Source organism: Pseudomonas sp. PS1(2021), assembly GCF_020405165.1.
GTDB lineage: Bacteria > Pseudomonadota > Gammaproteobacteria > Pseudomonadales > Pseudomonadaceae > Pseudomonas > Pseudomonas aeruginosa.
In genome coordinates, this window is sequence record NZ_CP084484.1 from 2,187,443 (window position 1) to 2,207,276 (window position 19,834).

A 19,834-nucleotide genomic window follows, 5' to 3' on the forward strand; every position below is an offset into this window, starting at 1 on the left:
GCGTGCTTCGACTCCCCAAAAGGCGAAAATTATGCAGTTGGAGGGGGGGCATGTTGTCGCTGACTGCACGTGCTGGGACTAGCAAAAACTTCTAGAATGGCAAAAAGCCTTCTGGTTCAAGGCGGAAAGTCATGAACTGGAGTAAGGCCATCAGGACGGTCTACGACCGGCAATAACGAAGGGGGAGACGAATGATCGGTCGTGGATCTGAATGGCGTCGTTGGGAACCGCATATCCATGCGCCGGGCACCGTTCTCAACAATCAATTCGGTGGTGGCTCTGCTTGGGACACTTACCTCGAAAGCCTTGAGGCCGCGACGCCGAAGATCGAGGCGCTTGCGGTAACGGACTACTATCTCACAGACACCTACGAAGAGGTCTTGTCGCACAAAGCGGCGGGCCGTTTGCCCAATGTGCAGCTCATCTTCCCAAATGTTGAACTGCGCCTAGATGTCGCCGCCAAGACTGGCTTTGTCAATTTGCACCTTCTCGTCAGCCCCGAAGACTCAAATCACGTCGCTGAGCTGCATCGCATTCTTCAACGGCTCCAGTTTCAGGCGCATGGCGACACCTTCAACTGCACCCGAGCCGACCTGATCTCACTCGGCAAGAAGGCCGACACGAGCATCACCGATGATCGCGCGGCCCTTGCACATGGCGCCACTCAGTTCAAAGTCAATTTCGACCAACTCCGCCGTGTCGTGCGCGAAAGCGAGTGGGCGAAAGCGAACATCCTCATCGCCGTAGCGGGCGCCGCCGGCGACGGCACATCGGGACTGCGTCAGGCGTCCGATACGACGATGCGCGAAGAAATCGAGAAGTTCGCACACGTCATCTTCTCAAGCAGTCCAGCGCAACGGGAGTTCTGGTCCGGACGTCGGAGCCTGACGCTCGATCAACTCCGCGAGCGATTTGGCGGATGCAAGCCGTGCCTGCATGGAAGTGACGCTCACGACCAGAAGACGGTCGGCCGACCCGTCGAAGATCGCTTTTCGTGGCTCAAGGGTGGCCTCGAATTCGATGCCCTGCGCCAAGCCTGCATCGACCCCGAAGGCCGCGCCCATGTCGGTACGGAGCCGCCGCGCACTGCGCTTCCGTCGCAGGTAATCTCGCATGTAACGATCGCCGATGGGGACTGGGCGACCACTCCTGACATCCCGCTAAACCCGGGCCTTGTCGCCATTATCGGCGCGCGTGGCTCCGGCAAGACCGCTCTTGCTGACATGATTGCAGCAGGATGCGATGCGATAACGCCCGTGGCATGGCGCGCGAACGAGAACGCCAGCCCCTCGTTCTTGGTCCGTGCTCGCAAGCTACTAGGCGAAGCGTCCGCCACGCTGACCTGGGGCGGCGGCGCGAAGGTCACGCGCTTTCTCGACGGTCGCGACGCGAACAGCCACCTGTCCTTTCCACGCGCGCGCTATCTCTCACAACAATTTGTCGAAGAGCTGTGCTCTGCGAATGGAGTGTCGGACGGACTTATCGCTGAAATCGAACGGGTCATATTCGAGGCTCATCCGCAGGACGACCGCGAAGGCGCCATCGATTTCGCCGAGTTGCGCGACTATCGCACCGCCCGCTTCCAGCAGGCGCGCGAGCGAGAGGCCGATGCGATCGCGGACGTTTCCGATCGCATCGCCGCGGAGTTCGAGAAAGAGGCGTCGATTGCTCACCTCACGGCCCAAGTCGCGCAGAAGGCCGGACAAATCAAGAGCTACAACCAAGACCTAGCCAAGCTCGTAGTCAAAGGCACCGAAGCTCAAGCCCAGCGGCACACGCAGCTAGGCCAGGCCGTCCAGGCGATCCGCGGGACGATTCAGGCCTACGGCAACCAGCGCCGGACCTTTCTTGCCTTGCAGGACGAAGTCGCCAGCACGCGCGCAACCAAGGCCCCGGAACTCTTGCGCCAGGCCAAGGAGCGCCACCAGCACAGTGGACTAAACCCGCAGCAATGGGACGAATTCCTGCTCATCTACAAAGGCGACGTGGACAAGAGCCTGGCCGGCTACGTGGCTTGGGCCGACAAGCAGATCGCGACCCTTACCGGCCCGTCCGTTCCCGCGGGCGATCCTAATACGCCGTTCTTCCCCGACACGGTTGACCTGACGACACTCACCCTGAACACGCTTCAGGCTGAGATGACCAGACTTGAAGCCTTGGTCAGCGCCGACAATCTCGTGCGAAAGCAGTATTCGGCCCTCTCGCAACGCATCGCCCAGGAAAACACTGCCCTTCAGACGCTCCAGTCGCGATTGACCGACGCTCAGGGCGCCGCCGCCCGTCGCAAGGATTTGCAGGCAGAACGCGATGCAACCTACAGCCGGGTCTTCCAGGCGATCATCAATGAACAGACGGCGCTTGCCGATCTTTACGCGCCCTTGATGGCGCGCCTCACGGCATCAACCGGCACGTTGCGCAAGCTCGGCTTCTCCGTCCGGCGCGTCGTCGATGTCGGAGCCTGGGCGGCCGTGGCCGAGGAGGAGCTTCTCGACAGACGAAAGGCCGGGCCGTTCCAGGGGCGTGGGGCCTTGACGTCCCTGGCGGAAACCACTCTTCGGCCTGCCTGGGAAACAGGATCAGCGTCTGACGTGCAAGCGGCTATGGCGAGTTTCATCTCGCTCTATATGCGGGACTTGATCGGCCATGCGCCCTATGCGCAAAGTCAGCAGGCGGAGTTCCGAAGCTGGCTGAAACAGTTCGCGCATTGGCTCTTCAACACCGCCCATATCTCAGTCCGCTACGAAATCGTCTACGACGGCATAGATATTCGCAAGCTCTCGCCCGGCACGCGAGGCATCGTGCTGCTTTTGCTCTATCTTGCGTTAGACGATGCTGACGACAGGCCGCTCATCATCGATCAGCCAGAAGAGAATCTTGATCCGAAGTCCGTATTCGATGAGCTGGTTGCGCTATTTATCGCCGCCAAGGCAAAGCGCCAAGTAATCATGGTCACGCACAATGCGAACCTGGTCATCAATACGGACGCAGATCAGATCATCGTCGCCGATGCTGGCCCTCATCCTGCCGGGGGGCTGCCCCCTATCAAATACATGGCTGGCGGTCTCGAAAACGCGGCCATCCGCACAGCCGTTTGCGACATCTTAGAAGGCGGCGAGGAAGCTTTTCGCGAGCGCGCACGCCGATTGCGGGTTAGGCTGGATCGCTGAAGGAAATCTTTTCCCCGGCTTAGCCCGGCGTCTCGGCTGATGCCAGTTGCGTCTCATGGAATAGCGCAGAGGAAAGTGGGCGGCATACCCTCGATAACCTTGGCTTGGCTGCAATCGTTGGCGGTTCAACAAAAACTTCGACGGGCTTGGTATTTCTTGCCGAGCACCTAACATCGAACAGCGGTAGCTTGGCGAGGAATTTGGGGTGCTATCGGTACGTCCCGGCGTGCCGCCGTCGGGTTCGCGGGCTGCGCCCCGCGCTTCGTGCCGAATCGCGGCCATTCAGCGCTGCCCCCTGACGCCTTCGGCCCGGCCTGTTGATCCGGGCCTGCGCGCTCCGCTTGCCCAAAGGCGGGTATGTGCAGTAGGCGGGTGTGGGCGGTCTTGCTGTCTCTTTCACCGTATCACGGCGTTCTCGCCGTGCAAGGACTGCGCGTGCTCGCACGCTTGCGGCCGTGGCCGGCTGCGCTCCTGTGACGGCTTGCGCTGCGCCGTGAAGCGCCGGTTCCGGGCAATTCCGCCCGAGCAACCGGAGCACGATCATGTCGCAACTGACCCTCTCTCTCGATACGCCGCTGATGGTGCGCGATGGCCGCGGTCGTTACCGGCCGGCGGACGCCGACCAGATTCTGGAAGCCGCGCGCCAGGTCATCGAACAGAAGATGCAGCGCGGCGATGCGTTCACGTCGCCGGCGGCGGTGAAGGACTACCTGCGTGCCAAGCTGGCCGGCTTCGAGCACGAAGTCTTCGCGGTGCTGTTCATGGACACGCGCCATCGGCTGATCGACTACGTGGAGATGTTCCACGGCACGATCGACTCGGCCGAAGTGCATCCGCGCGAAGTGGTCAAGCAGGCGCTGCGGCTCAATGCGGCGGCGGTCATCGTCAGCCACAACCATCCGAGCGGGAACCCGGAGCCGAGCGGCGCCGACCGGGCACTGACCCAGCAGCTCAAGCAGGCATTGACGCTGGTGGACGTGCGCGTGATGGATCACGTCATCGTCGCAGGCGCCGTTGCCACATCGTTCGCAGAGCGCGGCTTGCTTTGATTTTGGGGGCTTCGGCCCCTTTTTGCTGCGCCTAGAGCTTGTTATCAACTACTGGCAGAAGCCAGCAGTCGTGCGGCATTGGGCAGTTTGAGCACGGCAAAGACGAGGAAGTGCAGTCCGTGCGAACCGTGGTGGCTTGGTACAGCACTTGGGAGATCAGGCTATTCGTGCGTAGGTTTTTCCATCCAAGACTCGTTTCACTTGGTCCACGTCTTTCGCTCCGATGCGCACGTAAATTTCCTCGGGCGTGTGGTCTTTGGCGAGCTCGCGTATTGCCTTCACTTGGACCACGGATAAGCGCCCGTCCCGCCCGCAAATCTGCGCTATCGCCCAGTCGTTGTCCTTCCACTTTTCGGCGACCCATGGCGCCGGTAATCCCAAGCGGGGATGGTCATTCAGCCACTTGTGCAGAATCTTGTCGCGGTCATCGGGCAGAGGAACGACGCCTTTCGAAAGCAATCCGTTTTCGCGCAGGTAGCGCAGGCCGCTCTTTCCGCCCGGCACCATGTTGAGCCGGCGTTCGTCATCCCAATGCCCTTCTACCAAGAACTCTTCCGCCTCGTAGAGCTGCTCCAGATCGTCGGTGATAGCCATCACCTTGTGGTGCACGTACGTGAGACGCCCACCCTCTTGCTCTTCTCGAAATCGGCGATGGAAAAGCAATGGACTGCCCGTCTCAATCGCACGACGGTGCTCGGACCAACGCTTTTGCCAGCTACGGGTGGACACACCCACATAAAAGGACCCGTCGTCGGGGTACGACGCACCAGCGCCGAAGATGTGCTGGTAGAGGACGTATGCGCGTTCGGGGTAGTGCTTGGGCGATAGCAGGAAGTGCGCGGGCACCGAAAATATAAGGCTAGGGCTCCTGATGGTGCTTTCGTCAATCTGCGTAGCTCCGCGCATGGCCGCAGCCAAGTACGCGGGGTCAGTAACGACTTCCACCGAAATCGTAGGCTGGATAGCTAACTCGCCTTCGCCCAGGGCGCCAAGACCGTACTCTAGCTTGCGGTCCACCGTTCTGTGCCCATCCATGAGCTTCCGGAACGGAGATATGAACCCCGGACGGTCGCCCATGAAAATCATGCGCACCACGGGTATCACTTGGCCTGGCTTGAGCCTAAACACACCGTGGGGATTCGCAGCCACCCGCGCCCATTCCCGCCCGTAGTCGGAGGACCGCACGAAGTCTTCAAGCAGCTGCTCAACCTCGCGCCGCCGTGCAATCATCGACTTCGGCGCGAGATGCTCCCACCAAGCCTTGTTTAGCTTCATCGCGTCACCGCCTATCCTTCAAAAGCCGGCCGGCCAAGCCCACCGTTGGAGTGCCGTTTGAGAGCCAAGCTTGCACGTCTGTGGCCCCTACTTCCAAACCAGCGCCCAACGCGGTATCGCCTTGCGGGGCATCACCGCACTCTAGCCTCACTGCTATTGCGGCGCTCAAAGTTCAGAACACGCTCTCGTTCTGTTATCTGACTACGCCCAATGTTTTGTCGTTTCAATGAAACGACATTATGTGTCGAGCATGTCCCAATCGTCGCCTAACATCCACCGGATGGCAGACAGCTTGCCATTTATCATTCCCCACTCAAAATCATCCCACGGGCCAATTTCGTCCGGGCCAAGCTCATCCTCGGTTCGCTTGGCTGACGCAAGAGCTCCTTCCCAGACGGTATCGATGGTCACATCATTCCATTCCTTGGAGGGCATCTGCTCCCACTCCTCTCGGCTGACTAGCCTGTGCTTTCCGCGTTCTATGGCGGTGCGCAGATTCCAATGCCGGTTGTACCAGACCTGCTTGAAAAGCCTGTGTTCGGCCTCTAGCAGTTCGGATAGTTTGCGTGGCTCTTGACCAAATTCTCGCTCAAACTTTACTTCGTCCAGCAGGTCTTCGGCGAACTCACCCAATAGTGGGCCAAGGTTCGTCGCATAGCGGGAACCGCTGTTATCGAACAGTGCAGCTAGGTCGGGGTGCGGCAAACGTGTGTCACCGCTACGATCGCTGAAGTCGTGAGTGTTATGGGTCACAAAGCCGTACACGTCGTCTGTACTGGACTTGGCCTCAATCACATCAATGTAGGTCTCGATGAGGATTGCATCATCTATCCCATTGCGTTGACGATGAAACGGCGCAACCTTTGCGATGGCTCTATCTGCGGCCCGAGCCTTAATAGTATCGGTCAATGCGATATGAGTCACTGATGCGAACATTTTTTCGATGATCTCGACCGCATCGTTCACCGCCTCGCCACCAACGGCAATTCGATGATCAACTTCATTCAATCTTTGAATCGCGGTATCGCGTCCATCTTGGGGCGCGAACTTTAGCATCGCTTCGCGCACTAGCCTGAAGTGGCTTGAAAGGCTGCGCTTGCTTTCCGAGATGACTCGCTCCTTGTTGCGGTTGAATTCCTCTACCACGGTTTCTGGGAGCACTATTTCAAGCTCGCCGGCCTCTTTCATGGCGACCAGCGCATCAAGAAGCGGCAACTGCCGATAGTCTTTGGCCAAATCCAGCCAAACGCATGTATCTATTAACAGATGCAGTTTCAAGGATCTCTCCAGACAGTGCAATGGCTAACTATTGTTATGAGGCGCGGCGACTATTCTAGGATCGTTCCGCCGCCTCGCTCCCAGACCATCGCCCAGAACTGCTGGCCCCAGTCGGTTTGATGCCCATCGAGATAACGCGACTTGCCCAGTGCCAAGCCAAGTCGCGCGATCAGAGCGGCGAACTCCGCGTCGGCAGGGTTCGCCGCCGCCCAAGTTCGCCCGAGTACGTAGGAAAGCAAGGCGTGAAACAGGGTGATGCGAGTCGCCTTTTGCGCATCGTAGGCGTGCGGACGCATCTCAATGATGGCATGCGAGTCGGCATCGGGCTGGCCTGCATCGTGGAAGCGAAGAAGACGTAGCTGCCATTGCGCAAGAGCGCGACCATAGTGAGCATAGGGCTGAACAGCGCCAGCGAACTCGCGCATGAAGGTGGACCAAGACTCGCTCCAAAGGCCCACCCCATACCCCTGCCAGACATTCGCTTGCAGCCATGCCCGCAGCTTGCCCGGTGTCAGTTCATCGGCATCCCAGTTAAGCAGTGTTGCTTCGGCATCGGGATGTCCGCATATCCCCAACTCGATGATGCTGATGGCCTCTACGCATTGCCGCGTCAACGCAAGGGCATTGGCGTGCATTCCGTCGCGATTGGCCTGATTTGCCAGCAGCAGGGAATCCAGTACGAACCAGTGCGCCAGCATTGGAGCCGATTTCACCTGCGGCACCATTGCATTGGCGGTGACGGCGCTACCGACGCGCTCCATCACCTTCCGCGTGGCGTCTTCGGAGATCGTGAACCATTCCGGCATTGGGCGGGACATGTGATCGTGCTTCTCGGTCGGGTACTCGGCTGCTAGAACGGGATGTCGTCATCGAATTGATCTACAGTCTTCTCGGGAGGTAGCGCTCCCTTCGGCAGCGGTAGATTCGTAACGATGAATAGGTTGAGGATGTCATCCCTATCCATGAACAAAATCTGCGAACGTTTCGTAGCGTCAAGCTTGTTTCCAAGCCAGTTTCTCGCCTGCTTCGTTATCTCGCCGCCGGCGATGATGAAAGCATGATCGACCAGCACGCGGCGGTTCAGTTCCGAATCGAATATCTCGTGCCCGAGCATCATGTTTACCTGATTGTGTATCTCGGCGACATTGGCGGAGCCAGCCTTGCCGACACCTGATGAGTCCAGCTTTCCTCTCTTAGCTTGGATACCAAAGTAGAGAACATGAAGGGTCGGCAGGGTGTACTTCATCCACACGTCCTTGCCGTACTCCAGCGCCTTGTCTTTATGACCGGCTGCCGTAATGCGGTGAAATCCGAGCTGACGGAACAGTGGTAGTAACACTTCCTCGATCAGTTCATCTTCGGAGCATTTGTTTAAGTAGGCAGTGAGTTGCTCCCGACGCTCGACTTCCGCTGGAGTCAGCGGGCGATGCGGGTTTGCCATCTGCGCAACGGTATTCGTGGCAATGTGACGAAGTTGCCCGACGCCTTGCTCGTCGTAGAACGCTTCCCAACCTTCGCGTGCTAGTACGATGTTCAACGCAGCAAGTGCCTTGCTTCGATCGGGGTCACCGTCTTGCGCGTCGCCTTTATCGAGGGTGGCACGGACGATTCGGATGAAGGCGTCTGGCGGAACCGATGGGCTAGGATGTGGTAGTGACAACACTTCTTCCAGCCTGCTCGCAACCCATGCCCATCGGGTTGACCCGTCATGGACATAATCTAGGTCGCAATCCTGGAAAAATTCAGTGATGTAGCTGCTGGAACGATAACGAAAATTGTCAGTATCACCACAAACAATGTGGGCGAGTTCTCTGAGGTTCCTGCTTTTCCATTTCATTTGCACGTCCAGACTAGTCCATCACTTCGTGGGGATGGCGTTGAACGTTCGTTCCTTGCCGATCGTTTATTCAGAACCATCTTGACCAATCTCGTGCAGTTCCTGGCGCACCTGCGCCAGAAGCTGATCGGTCTTGCGCGTGCTGTCGCCGGCATAGGCCAGCGTCAACAGCGTCAACGGATGGACTTCCATCACCTCGCACAGCTCGGCCAACTTGCTGATGGTCGGGCTTTTCAGGTCGCGCTCCAGCGTACTCATGTAGGTACGGCTCGACACGTCGGAGAACGCTTCCTGGCTCAAGCCACGCGCTTTCCTGACCGTCTTCAATGCCTTCGCCAACGAGTACGCTGCCGCCACCTATGGTTTCCTCGCAAAAACCAAGATGACAGCCCATTGCGCCCTATAGGGCTACAATCTATAGTGTTCATTTGGTGTTGTTCTACGATTTCGTGCCTTTACGGAAATCCGCATCTGCGGATTGCTCCAAATCCAGGGAACCGCATTCGTGCCTCTACTGACTTGCGCCCTTGCACGTTCGTGCCTTTGTGCTTCTGCGGATTCGCGGGCTTGCGTATCTGTTGTTTCGTGCGCAAGCGGGGATGCGGTTCGGCGGCTTCGTTCCTTTGAGGAGAGAGGTCAGCCATGAACGCGCTCATCACCGATGAGGAACGCGGTCGGCTGCTCGCCAACGCCCAGGCCCGCGCCGACGATCCGCTGCCCGTCCTGCGACTGTTTACCCCGGACGCCCACGCCACTTGGCTGCTGGCCGCGCTCGACCCGACCGATGGCGATACGGCCTGGGGACTGATCGACTTGGGGCTGGGCCTGCCGGTGCTGGGGACGGTGAAGCTGTCCGATCTGGCGTCCATCGTCGGGCCGAACAAGCAGCCGGTGATGCGTGATCGCTACTTTCAGCCCACGCGGCCGCTGTCGGAGTACGTCCGGCTGGCGCAGGAAAACGGTTCGATCACGGACTGACGCAGGCCCACGCAGCGAGGCCAAGCGCAGCGCATTGTGACTATTTCAGTCTCACTCAAGACCGTGCCGGTCTGAATCCGCACTCTTGCACCGAAGCGGTGCGACCCTGCTGCAAATAGTCATGGTCTTCGGCGCGGATTGCGGCACGGTGTCCGATGCTGACCGCCAATTCCTGGCGGTGCAGCCGTCGCATTCAGACGATTTTCGCAATGCACCGGAGCCAATCAGTCTTGACGCCAGCAGCAACACCTTACCCGACCATGATGACGCTTTGATGTTGAAACGATAGCTCCCCGCACCACGAAAACCGTGGCGACGTTCCTGCTGACCGTCAGGAGGCATCGTCATGGCCGACCCGAGCGTTGAACACTGGTATCCGACCGCCGCGTATCTCTACACGCTGCACCTCGATGGCCCCGCGCTGGCCTGGGAATATCTGCGCCGCAACCCCGACTACCGGCGCGACTGGCTGCGCCGTCGCCGCCGGCCGGACGCGGCGCACGCCTGGGGCCTGCGCCTGCTGGAAGACCCGGCCCTGGATGCGCGCGACGCGCATCCGGCCTGGTTCCCTGACCATGATGCCGTGGTGCAGATTTATCCCGATGCCGACCCACCGCCCGAAGCCTACGCCTTCGAATTCTGGCGTGTCCCCGGCCGCAAGCACCTGATCCATGACGGCAAGCGCCTGGTGCTGGTGTCGCGCTGGCCCGGCTGCTGCATGCGGCTCGCGCTGGCGCCGGGCCTGGAAGACGGCATGGCCTACCTCTACGCCACCCGCGCCTGCGCCACGCCCTGCGCGCGCTATCGCACGCTCGCGGCCGAGCTGGATGCGCTGTCCGCCGCGACCGTGGCCGCGCCTGTGGCAACGGCCCGTTCCCGGCCCACACCCGCCGCGCTGCTGGAGCTGCATACGCTCCAGGCGCTCGACGCGACCCTGGCGGGCGCGTCCTTGCGCGAGGTCGCCGAAGGGCTGTTCGGCGCCGATGCCGTCGCGGCCGACTGGCACAAAGACAGCGCCTTGCGTGCCCGTGTGCGGCGATTGGTGCGTCGTGGCGAGGCGCTGATGCGCGGCGGCTATCGCAGCCTGGCGCAGCTTCCGCCAGTTGCACCGCATTAGGGGGGACGTTTCGCGCCCCCTGCAAGTCGTCCCTTAGCAGGAAGCCTCGCTTTCTTGAGACTGACTCCATCCGGTCGCGCTGTGTGGCCGGGCTTTGCCGACCGATGGAGGTTCATCTCATGCGACCCGCTCCCTTGCGGCCTGCCGCCGCTGCCGTCGCTGCCCCCGCGCAGCCCCAACGCTACCTGACCAACGACGAGGCCGCCGAGTATCTGCGCCTCAGCCCGCGCACGCTGGAGAAACAGCGCGTGATTGGCGGCGGGCCGAAGTTCCGCAAGTTCGGCCGGCGCGTCATGTATGCGGTGGCCGACCTCGACGCCTGGGCCGATGCGCGCAGTTTCGATGCCACGTCCGACCCGGAGTACGCCGAGCGCCATGCGGGTGACTACCGTGATCGCCGCTGATCGGCGGCGCGCGGCAGGCCGCCGTCATGTCCAGTCCCGCGCTACCAATGCGGCAGCGGCCGGTGCAGGAGCGCGAACAGCTCGACCTGTTCCGCGCCTTGCCTGGCGACATGGCGCCGCGCGACAGCCAGGACTTGATGGCCTATCCGTTCTTCTCGCTGGCGAAGTCGCGGCGCACGGCGCCGATCGACTTTCGCGCGGGCAACGTGACGATCCGCGTGGAAGGCACTCAGGAGCACGGCATCGCCACGATCTGGGATGCGGACGTGCTGATCTGGGCGGCCTCGCAGATCGTGGAGGCGAAGGACGCGGGTCTGCGGCCGTCGCGGCTGATGCACGCCACGCCCTACGAGATCCTGCGCTTCATCGGGCGCGGCAAGTCGCTGCGCGACTACCAGCGCCTCAAGGCCGCGCTCGACCGGCTGCAATCGACCACGGTGGCCACGTCCATCCGCGAGACGACGGGGCGGCGCCTGCACCGCTTCTCGTGGATCAACGAATGGAAGGAGCTGGCCGATGCCCGCGGCACGCCGCTGGGCATCGAGCTGATCCTGCCGGATTGGTTCTATGCGGGCGTGCTCGACGCCGCCCTGGTGCTGACCATCGACCCGGCCTATTTCAGGCTCACGGGCGGCATCGAACGCTGGCTGTACCGCCTGGTGCGCAAGCACGGCGGCAAGCAGGAATACGGCTGGCAGTTCGACTTCCGCTACCTGCATCAGAAATCCGGCAGCACCGCCAAGCCCTACGACTTCGCCTGCGACCTGCGCGCGCTCGTCGCGCGGCAATCGCTGCCCGGCTACGTCCTGGGCATCGAGCGGATGCCGGACGACGGAACGGAACTGCTGACCTTCCGGCCCGTGCCGCCCACGGCACGGGGATAACTCCGGGACAAGCTGTGAATGATGTCGTGCTATCAGGCGTGCGGGGTATCGTGCTATCAGGCGTGGCACTATCGTGCTATCAGGCGTGCCAATCGGCCGCAAACCCGCGCCAGCATTGGGTTTTCACGCCCTCTAACTACCTAACTTTTAAATCTCTAACTTTTAGTAGAGAAGCGCCGCTGCGGTGGACAACCGCCACGCGGCCACAAACGGCAGGCGATTCCAGCCAGCAAAAAGCAGGTTTTGCAGGCGAACCGCAGCCCGGCTTTCCAGCTTGGAGGGCCGCGCCATGATCGTTGCCTTGCTCAACCAGAAAGGCGGCGTCGGCAAGACCACGCTCGCCACGCACATCGCCGGCGAGTTGGCGATGCGCGGCCAGCACGTCATCCTGCTGGATGCCGACCCGCAGGGTTCATCGCTGGACTGGACGCAGCGCAGAAGCCAGCAGAGCTTGCCACGGCTGTTCAGCACCGTGGGCCTCGCCCGCGAAACGCTGCATCAGGAAGCACCGGAGCTGGCCCGCCGCGCCGATCACATCATCATCGACGGCCCGCCGCGTATCGCCGCCCTGGCGCGTTCCGCGCTGCTGGCGGCCGAGCGCGTGCTGATTCCCGTGCAGCCCAGCCCGTATGACCTGTGGGCCAGCGCCGAGATGGTGGCGCTGATCCGCGAGGCACAGGTGTTCCGGCCTGCGCTGCGCGCGGCCTTCGTCATCAATCGGCGCGTCAGTACCACCATCATCGGCAGAGAAGCACGGCAATCGCTGGCCGAACAGCCGCTGCCGGCGCTGCGCAGCGAAGTGCGCCAGCGCATTGTCTTCGCCGACAGCGTGGCCGCTGGCCGGCTCGCCCGCGAAACCGCGCCCGACAGCGCCGCCGCACGCGAGATCGCCGTGCTCACCGATGAACTGCTGCGGTGGCCGACATGAGCAGCCCGCGCAGCAAGCGCGTCGGCATCGGCGCACGTCCGCCCGCGAATCCGCACGCTGAGGCGTGGATTCGCCTGGGCGATGCCGATGCGCTCAACAAGGGCGACCTTTACACGGCTCGCCTGACACTCGACGTGACGCCCGCGCTGCGCGCGCGCATCAAGATCGCCGCCTTCGGCCAGGGCGTGACCGTGGCCGAACTGCTGCGCGGCCTGCTGGAACGGGAGTTCCCCGAGAACCGCATGGAGAACACGCCATGAACGCATCCCTCGCGACCGCCGCGAACGCGACCACGGCTGCGCCGTTGCATTCGCTTCCAACACTCGCCGGCCAACCCGGCAACGTGCCGCTGACTCGCGTATCGCTCGCCTACATCGAGCCGCAATTCAAGCTCTATCTGCGCTTCGGCGAACCGGCACGCACGCTGCGGCTCGACCGCTGGCGGCGCTGTGCGGTGTTCCTGCCGGGCGCCGTGTTCTGCCGCATCCGCTGGCAGGCCAACGACTACGGCACCGTGCGCTGGCAGCTCATGGTGATGCAAGCCGCCACGCCGCTGGACGACATGCAGCGCATCCCCGGCGTGCGGCCCGGCGCACGCCTGCTGCTGCACGCCGAAGGCGAAAACGCGGTGCGTGCCGTGCTGGAACGCATCGACGGCATCGAAGGGCAAGGCATCGCCGCCATCGACGTGTCGCCAGCGTACTGGCGCACGCTGGGCAACCGTCTGGCGGCCCGCCTGGCGCTGCCCGAATACACCGCCGAGCGGCACGCCGCCTGGCTGGCCGGAAAGGCGCTGCCATGACGACCCAATCCAACACCCCATGCACGCACGAAGTCGCGCCGCAACCTCGCTCGCGCCTGCGCGTTCGCATCGTGCTGGCGGGCTTCGCCGCCGTCGGCCTCGCTGCGCTGGCCTGGGCGGCTTTCGTGTCGCCGCTGCCGCGTCTGACCTACAACCCGTCCGACAGCGTGGCGGTCGGCTGGTATCGCATCGAACCGTTCGACCCGCGCACCGCCTCGCTGCCACGTCCGTTGTCCGTGGACAGCATCGTGCTGGTGCCGCTGCCCGACAGGGCCGCCATGCTGGCTGCGCAGCGCGGCTACCTGCCGACCCGCGTTCCGCTGCTCAAACGTGTGGGCGCGGTCGCGCCGCAACACGTTTGCATCGTCGCCGGGCAGGTACGCATCGACGGCGTGCCTGCGGCCGCCGCGCTGCCTGCCGACCGGCTGGGCCGGCCGCTGCCATCCTTGCAGCTTTGCCGCCGCCTCGAATCGGGCGAGCTGTTCCTGTTGAGCGTGACCAATCCAGCGTCGTTCGACAGCCGCTATTTCGGGCCGGTCAGCGCATCCGCCGTGATCGGCGTCGCGTATCCGGTCTGGCTGGAAACACGCCCATGATGGCCGCCGATTCGCTGCACGTTGCCGTGCATCTCATCGTGCCATCGGGCATGTCGTTCCGGTGGCTGCCGCCGTGTCGTCGCGCGTGCAGCGCGGGCGCATCCGCGCCGCGCCTCGCGCAACATCCGGCGCAGCCGTCCAACGTGCAGGCGTCTTGCCTCGAACGCGCCCGGCCTGCAGCCATTGGCGCGTTCGCCGGCGGGCGGGTTGCAAGCAGCGCAGCGCCGCCGGGCCGCCGACGCCCGGAGCGACAGCGAAGGGCAAAGGCGGAAGGCAAGACAAAAGGACGCGGCACCGGGCCGCGTCGAAAGCCTGTCTGCACATGGGGGTGGCGCGGCACGGAGCGGATGGGCCCCCGTGCCGCGTGGGGCGCGAAGGTCGCGCCAATGCAGGCGTGTCCGCGTGCTTCGCACGACCGGATACAGCAGAGCTTGCAGGGAGCGCAGCCATGAGCGACCGCCGCGATGACGATTTCCGCGCGCGCCCCAGCGCCCCGAAGAACCGGGGCCAAGGCCAGGGCCAGAGCTTCTTTTCCAAGGTGCTCAAGCAGGCTAGCAAGGCCAGCGGCGGCAAGCCCTCGATGCGCCATTCCTCAGCCGGTGGCAACGCCGCACGCGCCGGCCAGCGTCCGGGCTCGCGCCTAGGGCGCGGCCACACGGCAGCGCGCTTCGCCGGGGGGAAGCTGACGCCCATGTCGCGGCGCGTGACGATCAAGACCCTGCTCGTCAATCAACGCAACGCCAGCCCGCAATCGCTCGCCAAGCATCTGCGCTACATCGAGCGCGACGGCGCCGGGCGCGATGGCGAACCGGGCCGGGCCTATGGGCCGCAGACCGACGAAGCCGACCTGGATGCCTTCAAGGAGCGAGCTGCCGACAACCGGCACCATTTCCGCTTCATCGTCTCCCCGGAGGACGGCGCCGAGCTGGACGATCTGCGCACCTATACCCGGCATCTGGTGAACCGGATGGAAGCCGACCTGGGCACGCGCCTGGATTGGGTGGCGGTCGATCACTGGAACACCGACAACCCGCACACCCACCTGATCGTGCGCGGGCGCGACGACGCCGGCAAAGACCTCATCATCGCCGGCGACTACATCGCCCACGGCTTCCGCCATCGGGCCGCCGAGTTGGCGACGGAATGGCTGGGGCCGCGCACCGAACTGGAGATCCAGCAGATCTTGGGGCGCGAGGTGGAACAGGAGCGGTGGACGAGCCTCGACCGCACGCTGCAACGTGAGGCCGGCGAGGATGGCCGGATGCAGATCGAACGCTTCAACGAGCCCCGACTGCAACGCCAGCGCCTGCTGCTGATCGGCCGTCTGCAACGCTTGCAGCGCCTGGGCCTTGCCGACGAGACCCAGCCCGGCACCTGGGCCGTCCATACGGACGCCGAGAAGACCTTGCGCGCCTTGGGCGAGCGCGGCGACATCATCCGCACCATGCAGCGCGCCATGCGCGGCGAGCCGCGCGAGCTGGCGGTGTTCGAGCCGGGCCAGAATGACGATGGAAGTGGCCGCAGCATCCTCGGCCGCGTGGCTGCGAAGGGCCTGGCCGACGAGTTGCGCGACCGGGGCTATCTGGTCATCGACGGCGTGGACGGCAAGGCCCACTATGTCGGGCTCAATGCCCGCGACGAGCTGGCGAACTACCCCACGGGTGCGGTGGTGGAAGTGAAGGGTTCAGCCGACGTGCGCGCCGCCGACAAGAACATTGCCGCGCTGGCGAGCGATGGCCTGTACCGCGCCGATCATCACCTGGCCATCGAACAGGGCCGGGCCAAGCCCGGACGCGACCCGCAGGAAGTCGTCGCAGCCCACGTCCGGCGGCTGGAAGCCCTGCGCCGGGCCGGCATCGTCGAGCGCGTGGCCGAAGGGCTATGGAAGGTGCCGGACGACCTGGCCGAGCGTGGCCGCCAGTACGACGCGCAGCGCCTGGGTGGCGTGGCGGTGGAGCTGAAATCGCACCTGCCCATCGAGCGGCAGGCCCGCGTCATCGGTGCGACCTGGCTTGACCAGCAATTGATCGGCGGCAGCCGAGGGCTGGGCGACCTGGGATTTGGTGGCGAGGTCAAGAACACCCTGCAACAGCGCGCAGACTTTCTGGCCGAACAGGGGCTGGCCGAGCGGCGCGGGCAGCGTGTGATCCTCGCCCGGAACCTGCTGGGCACGCTGCGCAATCGGGAACTGGCACAAGCCGCCAAGGACATTGCCACCGAAACCGGCCTGGAGCATCGCCCGTCGGCGGACGGGCAGCGCGTGGCTGGCATCTACCGGCGCTCGGTCATGCTGGCGAGCGGGCGCTATGCGATGCTCGATGAGGGCAAGAGTTTCAGCCTGGTGCCGTGGCGGCCGGTGATTGAGCAGCGGCTAGGGCAGCAGCTTGCCGCAACAGTACGCAGCGGTGGCGTGTCGTGGGAGATCGGGCGGCAACGTGGGCCAACTGTTGGTTGAAACGGCGTGAATTTAAGCGAGCGATTACACCTTTTCCGCTTCCGCTCATCCGTTGAGGGAGAGGATCATTCCTGCCGCCCCAGCGACGAGAACCGCATCGATGAGAAGCTCGAATGTATGCGTCTGGAGTCGCTGGACGAGACGTTTCGCAATCATTGAACCGACGAGCAATGCGATGCCGATGGCAAGTCCACGTGCGATGACGGGCCGCGTAAGTACGCCTGACGCACCAAACGTACCAAGCTTGCCGGCATAGAGCAGGATAGCGCTTGCCGCCTCCGATCCCAGAAATGCACCGCCACTCATTCCGTACCCGGTGAATACCGGCACGCTGAGCGGCCCGGTGGACAGCACGAATCCGGTCAGGAACCCGACAATTGCCCCGGCAAAACTCATGTGCCAGAGGTTCAGATGGAGGTTCGATCGTCTGATGAGGCGACGCAGCGGGATCATCGCAAGGAAGAAAGCTGCCAGAACCACGTCCACAGTGGCAGGAGAAATCGTCAGCAGCGTATGCGCCCCGAGCACAGCCGCAGGAACTCCCGCCAACGAATAGGCGAACACCGGCCGCCAACGGATCTCGTGCCACCAGGCAATCACCCGCCCGATGTTGCCGAACAAGGACGCAATCGCCATAACAGGTACAGCGATCCGTGGCCCGTACAGCGTGACGAGGACGGGCAGCATGATGAGCGACGAGCCGGTGCCGACGACGCCGCTGAGCACGCCAGCACCGAGGGCGAGAAAGAAGAGAAATAACAGCGCGATCATCGACTCTAGGGTCAACCTGGGCCGTCGCTCGCAGCCGCAAGAAGTGGCACCAGGATGTCGCTGATCGGGGTCGGAATGCCGTGAACCTGGCCGCGACGCGCAATGACGCCGTTGCGGATATCCCATTCGAGCGGTCGGCCAGCTTCTCGATCCGTGAGGATGGAGGTGCTCATGTCTGTGGGCGCCGCCCGGAACTTGCCGAGGATCTCTTGCGGCACTTCGTCGCCGAGTTCAGCGCCCTCGGCACGTGCCACGGTCAGGCATTCCTGCAAATAAGCCAGCGTAAGTCTGGCGATATCAGCGCGACCGAACATGCCTGAACGACGGTGCGTGAGTGCCATGAGGCCAGCCACCGCGTTTTGCATCAGCTTGCGCCAAGCCAGCGAGCTGAAGTTCGCGGCCAAATCTACGGCGCACCGTGTGCCTTGCAGCGCTGCGGCCACTACGCGGGAAGCTGACGTGTCTGGCAGGCTGAGGCGCGCTTCGCCACGCAAGCGGACCGAGGGGCGTGTCCGAATTTTTGTGTAAACGGTTCGGACTTCAATTGACGGAGATGCGGTCTCCGAACTGAATGGTAAATCGGGTCAGCGCGGCCTTCCAATCCCGGATGGGCATGGTCCACTTCTGGCTGATGTTGCGCAGCGCCAGGTAGAACAGCTTGGTCAGCGCCTCGTCGCTGGGGAACGAGCCCCGGTTCTTGGTCAGCTTGCGTAGGCTCATGTTTACCGACTCGATGGCATTGGTGGTGTAGATGACCTTGCGGATTTCCGGCGGGTAGTCAAAGAACGGGGTCAAGCGGCTCCAGTTCCTGCGCCAGGACTGGCCGATGGGCAGGTACTCGGCATCCCAGCGGGCCTCGAATTCACCGAGCATCAGCTCGGCCTCTTCGGCGGTGGTGGCCGTGTAGATGCGGCGCAGGTCGGCAGCCACCTCTTTGCGGCGCTTCCATGAGACGTAGTTCAGGCTGTGGCGCACCATGTGAACGATGCATAGTTGCACCACCGCCTTGGGAAAGACGGCCTCAATGGCGTCAGGGAAGCCCTTGAGCCCATCGACACAGGCGATGAAGATGTCCTGCACGCCCCGGTTGCGCAACTCGGTGACCACCTGCAGCCAGAACTTGGCGCCCTCGGTCTGGGCCAGCCACAGGCCCAGCACCTCCTTGTCGCCCGTCATGGTGATGCCGATGGCCAGGTACACCGCCTTGACCCGCACCGCGCCCTCGCGCACCTTCACATGGATGCAGTCCAGGTAGACGATGGGGTAAATCGGCTCCAGCGGTCTGGCCTGCCAGGCCTTGACCTCGTCGGCCACGGCATCTGTCACCGAGGAAATCAGGCTGGGTGAGACCTCGGTGCCGTACATCTCTTCGAGGTGGGCCTGTATCTCGCGCACCGTCATGCCACGGGCGTACAGCGAGATGATTTTGTCGTCGAAGCCGGCCCAGCGGGTCTGGTGCTTGGGGATGAGCTGGGGCTCGAAGCTGCCATGGCGGTCGCGGGGCACCTCAATGGGCAACTCGCCGAAATCGCCCTTGAGGGTCTTCTTGCTCTTGCCGTTGCGGGTGTTCCCGCTGGGGTTGGCCACTGCCTCGTTGCGTTCATGGCCCAGGTGCTCAGTCAGCTCAGCGTCCAAAGCTCGCTCGACCAGCAGCTTGGTCAACTGCTTGAGCAGTCCGTTCTCGCCAATCAGGTCTTCGGGCTTCTTGTAGCTGGCCAGCAGGCCAGACAGCAGTTCTTCGGGTACGTCGTGTTTCTTGGTACTCATGGTGCTTACGGACAGGCCGACTTGCGTCGGCGTTGGATTGTCCGTTTACACAAAATTCTGCACACCCTCGGACCGAGCCGTCGGATTGCGCCTGCGCAGGGAACCACACGACGGCAGGAACGATTTGCCCGTGTGGCGAGTATGGGCGAACTCTATCCAACTGTTCGATCCCGTTCTGCAAAACGCACACCACTGTTTCCGGCCCGACCAACACCGCGAGCCATGCTGCTGCCGCCTCGATTTGTGTTGCCTTGACTGCCAAAAAGACAAGATCAGCCGTGCGAGCGATTTGTGTCGGATTCGTCCGAACCGGGCCAGGTACGGTGATAAAGCGGTCGCCATCTTGCAGGGTCAGGTGATCGCGGGGGCTACGTCCACACAGCAACGGCGTGCGGCCGACCTCGTGTAGCGCCGCTGCGATCGTGGTGCCAATGGCACCGGGACCGACGACAGCGACGCCAGGGTTGATTTCGGGATTCATGAAAGCGGACTCCTTTAACAGCATCTGCCCACGTGGTGGTTGTGC

Annotated in this window: 21 protein-coding genes; 11 read left to right on the forward strand and 10 right to left on the reverse strand. The window is 62.9% G+C overall.

Going from position 1 to position 19,834, the window contains the following annotated elements; genetic code table 11:
- The first annotated feature begins 191 nt into the window (after positions 1-191).
- Positions 192-3,167 carry a TrlF family AAA-like ATPase gene (locus LE197_RS10220; protein ID WP_226034000.1) on the forward strand — a complete coding sequence of 992 codons (2,976 nt, stop codon included), beginning with the start codon at positions 192-194 and terminating at the stop codon, positions 3,165-3,167.
- A 542-nt stretch (positions 3,168-3,709) separates the two neighbouring features.
- Complete coding sequence (radC, locus tag LE197_RS10225) at positions 3,710-4,216, forward strand: RadC family protein (protein WP_105029013.1); 507 nt, start codon at positions 3,710-3,712, stop codon at positions 4,214-4,216.
- A 156-nt stretch (positions 4,217-4,372) separates the two neighbouring features.
- On the opposite strand, the gene LE197_RS10230 is transcribed toward radC, so the two are convergent.
- The 5 genes from LE197_RS10230 to LE197_RS10250 all read right to left on the reverse strand — a co-directional run bounded on the left by LE197_RS10230 (position 4,373) and on the right by LE197_RS10250 (position 8,963).
- Positions 4,373-5,491: a hypothetical protein gene (locus tag LE197_RS10230; RefSeq protein WP_105029014.1), complete on the reverse strand. Its 1,119-nt coding sequence runs from the start codon at positions 5,489-5,491 to the stop codon at positions 4,373-4,375.
- 237 nt (positions 5,492-5,728) lie between these two features.
- Complete coding sequence (locus LE197_RS10235; RefSeq protein WP_226034001.1) at positions 5,729-6,769, reverse strand: PIN domain-containing protein; 1,041 nt, start codon at positions 6,767-6,769, stop codon at positions 5,729-5,731.
- 50 nt (positions 6,770-6,819) lie between these two features.
- Entirely contained in the window at positions 6,820-7,587 is a 768-nt protein-coding gene (locus LE197_RS10240) for a hypothetical protein (protein WP_105029016.1), read from the reverse strand.
- A gap of 32 nt (positions 7,588-7,619) precedes the next feature.
- Positions 7,620-8,606: a restriction endonuclease gene (locus tag LE197_RS10245; protein ID WP_226034002.1), complete on the reverse strand. Its 987-nt coding sequence runs from the start codon at positions 8,604-8,606 to the stop codon at positions 7,620-7,622.
- 66 nt (positions 8,607-8,672) lie between these two features.
- Positions 8,673-8,963 (reverse strand): helix-turn-helix domain-containing protein, encoded by a 291-nt coding sequence (locus LE197_RS10250; protein ID WP_105029017.1) that lies wholly within the window; start codon positions 8,961-8,963, stop codon positions 8,673-8,675.
- A 285-nt stretch (positions 8,964-9,248) separates the two neighbouring features.
- Between LE197_RS10250 and LE197_RS10255 the strand changes: the two genes are divergently transcribed.
- The 4 genes from LE197_RS10255 to LE197_RS10270 all read left to right on the forward strand — a co-directional run bounded on the left by LE197_RS10255 (position 9,249) and on the right by LE197_RS10270 (position 11,989).
- On the forward strand, positions 9,249-9,584 hold the full coding sequence (locus LE197_RS10255; RefSeq protein ID WP_105029018.1) for a DUF2958 domain-containing protein: 336 nt from the start codon (positions 9,249-9,251) through the stop codon (positions 9,582-9,584).
- 346 nt (positions 9,585-9,930) lie between these two features.
- Positions 9,931-10,701, forward strand: coding sequence for a DUF2285 domain-containing protein (locus tag LE197_RS10260; RefSeq protein WP_226034003.1), 771 nt, complete (start codon positions 9,931-9,933; stop codon positions 10,699-10,701).
- A gap of 119 nt (positions 10,702-10,820) precedes the next feature.
- The gene (locus LE197_RS10265; protein ID WP_084304870.1) at positions 10,821-11,105 is read left to right on the forward strand and encodes a helix-turn-helix transcriptional regulator; all 285 of its coding nucleotides are present in this window, start codon (positions 10,821-10,823) and stop codon (positions 11,103-11,105) included.
- A gap of 26 nt (positions 11,106-11,131) precedes the next feature.
- Entirely contained in the window at positions 11,132-11,989 is an 858-nt protein-coding gene (locus tag LE197_RS10270; RefSeq protein ID WP_226034004.1) for a replication initiator protein A, read from the forward strand.
- A gap of 162 nt (positions 11,990-12,151) precedes the next feature.
- Here LE197_RS10270 and LE197_RS36810 read toward each other — a convergent pair whose 3' ends face one another.
- Positions 12,152-12,280 carry a hypothetical protein gene (locus LE197_RS36810; protein ID WP_255411431.1) on the reverse strand — a complete coding sequence of 43 codons (129 nt, stop codon included), beginning with the start codon at positions 12,278-12,280 and terminating at the stop codon, positions 12,152-12,154.
- On the opposite strand from LE197_RS36810, the gene parA reads away from it, so the two are divergent.
- The 5 genes from parA (at position 12,279) to LE197_RS10295 (ending at position 16,770) form a co-directional block, all read left to right on the forward strand.
- Positions 12,279-12,917 (forward strand): ParA family partition ATPase, encoded by a 639-nt coding sequence (parA, locus tag LE197_RS10275; protein WP_226034005.1) that lies wholly within the window; start codon positions 12,279-12,281, stop codon positions 12,915-12,917. The two genes, LE197_RS36810 and parA, sit on opposite strands and share 2 nt — an antisense overlap.
- Complete coding sequence (locus tag LE197_RS10280) at positions 12,914-13,177, forward strand: chromosome partitioning protein ParB (RefSeq protein WP_226034006.1); 264 nt, start codon at positions 12,914-12,916, stop codon at positions 13,175-13,177. The genes parA and LE197_RS10280 overlap by 4 nt, the downstream gene beginning before the upstream one ends.
- Complete coding sequence (locus tag LE197_RS10285) at positions 13,174-13,719, forward strand: DUF2840 domain-containing protein (RefSeq protein ID WP_226034007.1); 546 nt, start codon at positions 13,174-13,176, stop codon at positions 13,717-13,719. Before LE197_RS10280 ends, LE197_RS10285 begins: the two co-directional genes overlap by 4 nt.
- A complete protein-coding gene (locus LE197_RS10290; protein WP_023112221.1) occupies positions 13,716-14,315 on the forward strand; it encodes a S26 family signal peptidase in 600 nt (199 codons plus the stop codon). The genes LE197_RS10285 and LE197_RS10290 overlap by 4 nt, the downstream gene beginning before the upstream one ends.
- Positions 14,316-14,763: 448 nt before the next feature.
- Positions 14,764-16,770, forward strand: coding sequence for a relaxase/mobilization nuclease and DUF3363 domain-containing protein (locus LE197_RS10295; RefSeq protein WP_034008079.1), 2,007 nt, complete (start codon positions 14,764-14,766; stop codon positions 16,768-16,770).
- A 45-nt stretch (positions 16,771-16,815) separates the two neighbouring features.
- Here LE197_RS10295 and LE197_RS10300 read toward each other — a convergent pair whose 3' ends face one another.
- From LE197_RS10300 to LE197_RS10315, 4 genes are all read right to left on the reverse strand, one after another.
- A complete protein-coding gene (locus LE197_RS10300) occupies positions 16,816-17,541 on the reverse strand; it encodes a sulfite exporter TauE/SafE family protein (protein ID WP_034008081.1) in 726 nt (241 codons plus the stop codon).
- A gap of 11 nt (positions 17,542-17,552) precedes the next feature.
- Positions 17,553-17,945: a ketopantoate reductase C-terminal domain-containing protein gene (locus LE197_RS10305; RefSeq protein WP_226034008.1), complete on the reverse strand. Its 393-nt coding sequence runs from the start codon at positions 17,943-17,945 to the stop codon at positions 17,553-17,555.
- 136 nt (positions 17,946-18,081) lie between these two features.
- Complete coding sequence (locus LE197_RS10310) at positions 18,082-19,275, reverse strand: IS256 family transposase (RefSeq protein ID WP_226034103.1); 1,194 nt, start codon at positions 19,273-19,275, stop codon at positions 18,082-18,084.
- Entirely contained in the window at positions 19,166-19,813 is a 648-nt protein-coding gene (locus LE197_RS10315) for a 2-dehydropantoate 2-reductase N-terminal domain-containing protein (RefSeq protein ID WP_318841025.1), read from the reverse strand. The genes LE197_RS10310 and LE197_RS10315 overlap by 110 nt, the downstream gene beginning before the upstream one ends.
- Positions 19,814-19,834: the final 21 nt, after the last annotated feature.

Coding starts and splice junctions, on each gene's coding strand:
- LE197_RS10220 (WP_226034000.1), top strand. CDS start 192: ATGATCGGTCGTGGATCTGAATGGCGTCGTTGGGAACCGCATATCCAT.
- radC (WP_105029013.1), top strand. CDS start 3,710: ATGTCGCAACTGACCCTCTCTCTCGATACGCCGCTGATGGTGCGCGAT.
- LE197_RS10230 (WP_105029014.1), bottom strand. CDS start 5,491: ATGAAGCTAAACAAGGCTTGGTGGGAGCATCTCGCGCCGAAGTCGATG.
- LE197_RS10240 (WP_105029016.1), bottom strand. CDS start 7,587: ATGTCCCGCCCAATGCCGGAATGGTTCACGATCTCCGAAGACGCCACG.
- LE197_RS10245 (WP_226034002.1), bottom strand. CDS start 8,606: ATGAAATGGAAAAGCAGGAACCTCAGAGAACTCGCCCACATTGTTTGT.
- LE197_RS10255 (WP_105029018.1), top strand. CDS start 9,249: ATGAACGCGCTCATCACCGATGAGGAACGCGGTCGGCTGCTCGCCAAC.
- LE197_RS10260 (WP_226034003.1), top strand. CDS start 9,931: ATGGCCGACCCGAGCGTTGAACACTGGTATCCGACCGCCGCGTATCTC.
- LE197_RS10265 (WP_084304870.1), top strand. CDS start 10,821: ATGCGACCCGCTCCCTTGCGGCCTGCCGCCGCTGCCGTCGCTGCCCCC.
- LE197_RS10270 (WP_226034004.1), top strand. CDS start 11,132: ATGTCCAGTCCCGCGCTACCAATGCGGCAGCGGCCGGTGCAGGAGCGC.
- parA (WP_226034005.1), top strand. CDS start 12,279: ATGATCGTTGCCTTGCTCAACCAGAAAGGCGGCGTCGGCAAGACCACG.
- LE197_RS36810 (WP_255411431.1), bottom strand. CDS start 12,280: ATGGCGCGGCCCTCCAAGCTGGAAAGCCGGGCTGCGGTTCGCCTGCAA.
- LE197_RS10280 (WP_226034006.1), top strand. CDS start 12,914: ATGAGCAGCCCGCGCAGCAAGCGCGTCGGCATCGGCGCACGTCCGCCC.
- LE197_RS10285 (WP_226034007.1), top strand. CDS start 13,174: ATGAACGCATCCCTCGCGACCGCCGCGAACGCGACCACGGCTGCGCCG.
- LE197_RS10290 (WP_023112221.1), top strand. CDS start 13,716: ATGACGACCCAATCCAACACCCCATGCACGCACGAAGTCGCGCCGCAA.
- LE197_RS10295 (WP_034008079.1), top strand. CDS start 14,764: ATGAGCGACCGCCGCGATGACGATTTCCGCGCGCGCCCCAGCGCCCCG.
- LE197_RS10300 (WP_034008081.1), bottom strand. CDS start 17,541: ATGATCGCGCTGTTATTTCTCTTCTTTCTCGCCCTCGGTGCTGGCGTG.
- LE197_RS10315 (WP_318841025.1), bottom strand. CDS start 19,813: ATGCTGTTAAAGGAGTCCGCTTTCATGAATCCCGAAATCAACCCTGGC.